The sequence below is a fragment of the Stenotrophomonas sp. P5_B8 genome (genome assembly GCF_054049855.1).
In genome coordinates, this window is the sequence record NZ_JBFULO010000324.1 from 1 (window position 1) to 4,601 (window position 4,601).

Sequence of the window (4,601 nt, forward strand, 5' to 3'; positions counted from 1 at the left end):
GTGGTGCGTTCTGGTCCGGAGTGAAGGACAGCAGCGGCATTCCCGACGCGACCATGAGCGATGGCACCCCCAACGGCTATGCGCTGCTGTCGGTCAAGCCCGGCGGCGACTACAGCCTGCGCTACTACGTGGCGCGCGCGCCGGAGGATTACCAGATCGCCCTCCACGCCCCCAAAGTGCTGCGCAAGGACGCCTACCCGGCATGGGGCGTGTACGCCAATGTGTTCATGGGCCAGGCCGATACGCGGGTGGAATACCGCGTGGACAATGGCGGCTGGCAGGGCATGAAGCGGGTGGAACAGCCGGACCCGCGCCTGCTGGTGGAGAACATGGCCGACGACCAGGCCGAGACGCTGCGCGGTTTCGATCGTTCGCCCGAAGCCACGCCATCGCCGCATCTGTGGCGCGGCGCGCTGCCGACCAATCTTGCTGCCGGCGAGCACAAGGTTGAAGTGCGCGCGGTGCATGCCGATGGCCCCACGTCCACGGCCAGCACCACCTATCGCCTGCAGGTGGCCAAGCCTTGATGGCGCTCGCGCATACGCTCCGGTACGGCAACGTCCGCTTTGCAAACCGGGGCCGATCGCCGAAAATCGTGCAGAGTTGTTCGATCCCAGCCAAGGCCTGCGAGTGAGCGTTGCGGTACCGTTTCCGGACCCTGTTCCGGCCCTTCCCGACGCGACGTCTGCGATGACGCCCGGCTTGGAATCCCCGGTTGAACCGGTCATCGTCGCCGACGTCGGCGGCACTTTCGCGCGCGTGGCCCTGGCCGAGCTGCGCGACGGCCAGCCGCCGCACCTGCATGGTCTGCGCCGCTACAACTGCGCCGAGTTCGCCAGCCTGGCCGCGATCCTGGCCGACTTCATCGCTGTCACCGCGCATCCGGTGGATACCGCTGTGGTGGCGATCGCCGGCCTGCTCGAAGGCGACCACCTGGTCAACACCAACCTGGCCTGGCCGGTATCGGTGGAGGCCACCCGCGCCGAGGCCGGGCTGCGCTCGCTGGCCTTGATCAACGATTTCGAAGCGGTGGCCTACGCCATCCCCTGTGTGCAGCCGGAGACACTGGTAGCGCTCAATGGCGAGCGCGGCAGCGACAATTCGCCGTGGCCGGCGCTGGTACTTGGGCCCGGCACCGGATTGGGTGCGGCGCTGCGCTTCCAGGGCGGCGATCAGCCGGTGCTGGCCAGCGAAGCCGGCCACGCCGCATTGACCGCCGGCAACGCGTTGGAGTTGGAGATCCTGCGCCAGATGCAGCAGCGGTGGGAACACGTGGACCAGGAGCGGATCCTGTCCGGCAGCGGCCTGATGAATCTGTATCCGTGCCTGTGCGGCATCCGTGGCGTGGCACCCCGCTGGCAATCGACCGAAGCGCTGATCGCCGCCGCGCATGCGGGCGAGGACGCGCTGGCGGTGGAGACGCTGCAGGTCTTCAGTGCATGGCTGGGCAGCCTGGCCGGCGATCTGGCGGTCACCTTCGGCGCGCGTTCGGTGTACCTGGCCGGCGGCATTTCCACGCGCATTGCGCCGTTCCTGCAGGCCGGTGGCTTCCGTGCGCGCTTCCTGGCCAAGGGGGTGATGTCGCGGGTGCTGGCGCAGGTGCCGGTGTGGCGGGTGGAACACGGCGAGCTGGGCATGCTGGGCGCGGCGGTATGGCATGCCGCGCGCCGCGAACGCGCGGTGGCATGAACGCATCCCGCCCGGATGCCGGGCGGAACAACCACAGCTGTTGCAGGGGAGGGTTCAGATGACCGATCGCAGGCAGTTCCTCCAGGCCGGTGCATTGGCCGCCGGTGCGCTGGCGTTGCCGCGCGTGCGTGCGCAGGCACGTTCCGGCGCGCGGGTAGTATCCACCTGGGATTTCGGTGTCGGCGCCAATCAGGCTGCGTGGAAGGTGTTGTCCGGCGGCGGCAGTGCGCTGGATGCGGTGGAAGCGGGCGCACGCTGGGCCGAGAGCGAGCTGTGCAACCCCACCGTCGGCCGCTGCGGCAATCCCGATCGCGACGGCGTGCTCAGCCTGGACGCCAGCATCATGGACGGCGACGGCCGCTGTGGTTCGGTGGCGGCGCTCACCGACATCCTGCATCCGGTGTCGGTCGCCCGCAAAGTAATGGAGAACACCCCGCACGTGATGCTGGTCGGGCAGGGGGCGCAGCAGTTCGCGGTGGAACAGGGCTTCGAGCGCCAGAAGCTGCTCACCCCTGCGGCGGAAAAGGCCTGGCGTGAATGGCTGAAGACCGCCCAGTACACGCCTGAGATCAATGCCGAGCGGCGTGGCCGTCCGGGCGACAGCAGCAACCATGACACCCTGGGCATGCTGGCGATCGACGTCAATGGCCGCCTTGCCGGTGCATGTACCACCAGCGGCATGGCGTGGAAGCTGCACGGGCGCGTGGGTGACAGCCCGATCATCGGCGCCGGTCTGTACGTGGACAATGAGGTGGGCGGCGCAACCGCGTCGGGCGTCGGCGAAGAAATGATGCGCAACGCGGCCTCGTTCCTGGTGGTGGAACTGATGCGCCAGGGCCGCTCGCCGGCCGACGCCTGCCGCGAGGCGATCGCGCGGCTGGTGCGCAAACGCCCGGAGGCCAGCAAAACGCTGCAGGTGTGCTTCCTCGCCTTGGACAAGCACGGCGAGGTCGGTGCGTACGCGCTGCACCGTGGCTTCGTCTATGCCGTGTGCGACAAGGACCGCCAGGATGACCTGCGCGATTCGGCCTCGGTCTATACCAGCGAGCAGACATGAGCCCACCGCGCCGGGTGCTGGAAATCGCCTCGAACTCGGTGGCCTCGGCACTGGCCGCACAGGCCGGCGGCGCCGACCGGATCGAACTGTTCGACAACCTCGCCGAGGGCGGCACCACCCCGTCCCACGGCAGCATCGCCGTGGCCCGTCAGCGCCTGAGCATTCCGTTGTTCGTGCTGATCCGCGCGCGCCCTGGCGACTTCCTCTACGACGCACTGGAAACGGAGATCATGCTGCGTGATATCGCGCAGTGCCGGGCACTGGGCTGCGATGGCGTGGTGATCGGCGCGCTGGATGCCGATGGCGGCATCGACGTGGCACTGTGCCGCGAGCTGGTGCAGGCGGCGGGACCGATGCAGGTGACGTTCCATCGCGCCTTCGATGCGGCGCGCGATCTTCCGCAGGCGTTGGAGCAGGTGATCGCGCTCGGCTGCCAGCGCGTGTTGAGCTCCGGCGGGCAGGGCAGTGCCGAGGCCGGTGCGGACGCGCTCGCAACGCTGGTGGCCCAGGCCGATGGCCGCATCAGCGTGATGGCCGGTGCGGGAGTCAGTGCCGGCAACATCGCCGCCATCGCCGCCCGCAGCGGATGCCACGAGCTGCACGCGTCGGCCAAGGCCACGCAGCGCTCGCCGATGCGTTTCCACAACCCCGCGCTGACCGGGTTGTCGCCCGACCGGACCGCCACCGACCCGGCAACCGTCGCCGCCCTACGCGCCGCCCTCGACCGGTAGAGCCACCCCATGGGTGGCTGCCTTTCTGTGCGGCACCGCGTGCAGCCACCCATGGGGTTGCTCTACCGGTTTGCGCGGAATGCACGGGATGCACGGGATGCACCGGGTCCACGGATCGTACGAGGGTAGAGCCACCCCATGGGTGGCTGCCTTTCTGTCCGGCACCGCGTGCAGCCACCCATGGGGTGGCTCTACCCCGGGGAGGCATCGCCACAAAAAACGGCAGCCACCTGTACGAGCGTGGCTGCCGTGGAGGACCGTGCCCCCGCCGGGGGGCGGGGGTGGGTGAGGCTTAGAACTTCCAGTTCACGCCGACGTACAGCTGGCGGCCGGTATAGGTGTTGGAGATCAACCGCGCCTTGCTGTCGCTGCCCAGGTAGATCCGCTGTTCGGACTTGGTGGCATTGAGCACCGAGGCGGTCAGGGTCAGGGCATCGGTCAGGTTGTAGGCCGCGTTGAGGTCCAGCTGGTCGTACGGCTCGGAGTACTGGGTCAGGCCGTTGACCAGCCCGCCCACCACTTCGCCGCGGCGGTTGTACGAGGCGCGCGCCAGGAACTTCTGGTTCTCGTAGAAGATCGTGACGTTGGCCTGGTTCTTGGCGCTGCCCACCAGCGGCGAGGAGCCGATGTTCTGGCCGTCCAGCACGATGGAGGCCAGGTTGGTGTCGTTGTAGGTGTAGTTGGCCTGCACGCCGAAGCCCATGTCGAAGGTGTACTGACCGTACAGCTCCACACCCTGCGACACGCCATCGCGGCCGTTGGCTTCGGTTTCGTACTTCTGCACCGTCACCGTCTGGCCACCCACGGTCATCTGCTGGTCGCGCACCACCGGCACGGTGAAGTTGTCCACGTTCTTGCGGAACAGGGCCGCACCGGCCACCGAGCCCGGCTTGAAGTACMACTCCAGGCCGATGTCGAACTGGGTCGCTTCGAACGGCTCCAGATTCTTGTTGCTGCCGTGGCCATACCAGCCGGGGGTATCGGTGCCGCCGGCGACACGACGGTCGTTGCTGTATTCCTCGCTTACGTAGCTCAGGCTGCCGGGCGCCGCGATGCTGGTGTAGCCGGGGCGGGCGATGACCTTCGACGCCGCGCCGCGCAGCACCAGGTTGTCGGTGATGTCC

Annotated in this window: 5 protein-coding genes; 4 read left to right on the top strand and 1 reads right to left on the bottom strand. The window is 68.3% G+C overall.

Going from position 1 to position 4,601, the window contains the following annotated elements; translation table 11 throughout:
• From ACXJKH_RS15495 to ACXJKH_RS15510, 4 genes are all read left to right on the top strand, one after another.
• On the top strand, positions 1-527 hold a 527-nt coding region (locus tag ACXJKH_RS15495; RefSeq protein ID WP_457320603.1), incomplete at its 5' end, for a calcineurin-like phosphoesterase C-terminal domain-containing protein.
• A 163-nt stretch (positions 528-690) separates the two neighbouring features.
• Positions 691-1,689 carry a glucokinase gene (locus ACXJKH_RS15500; RefSeq protein WP_457320605.1) on the top strand — a complete coding sequence of 333 codons (999 nt, stop codon included), beginning with the start codon at positions 691-693 and terminating at the stop codon, positions 1,687-1,689.
• 58 nt (positions 1,690-1,747) lie between these two features.
• Positions 1,748-2,746 carry a N(4)-(beta-N-acetylglucosaminyl)-L-asparaginase gene (locus ACXJKH_RS15505; protein WP_457320607.1) on the top strand — a complete coding sequence of 333 codons (999 nt, stop codon included), beginning with the start codon at positions 1,748-1,750 and terminating at the stop codon, positions 2,744-2,746.
• Positions 2,743-3,477: a copper homeostasis protein CutC gene (locus tag ACXJKH_RS15510; protein WP_457320609.1), complete on the top strand. Its 735-nt coding sequence runs from the start codon at positions 2,743-2,745 to the stop codon at positions 3,475-3,477. The genes ACXJKH_RS15505 and ACXJKH_RS15510 overlap by 4 nt, the downstream gene beginning before the upstream one ends.
• Positions 3,478-3,769: 292 nt before the next feature.
• On the opposite strand, the gene ACXJKH_RS15515 is transcribed toward ACXJKH_RS15510, so the two are convergent.
• Positions 3,770-4,601: TonB-dependent receptor domain-containing protein (locus ACXJKH_RS15515; protein WP_457320611.1), on the bottom strand; the 832-nt coding region annotated here is incomplete at its 5' end.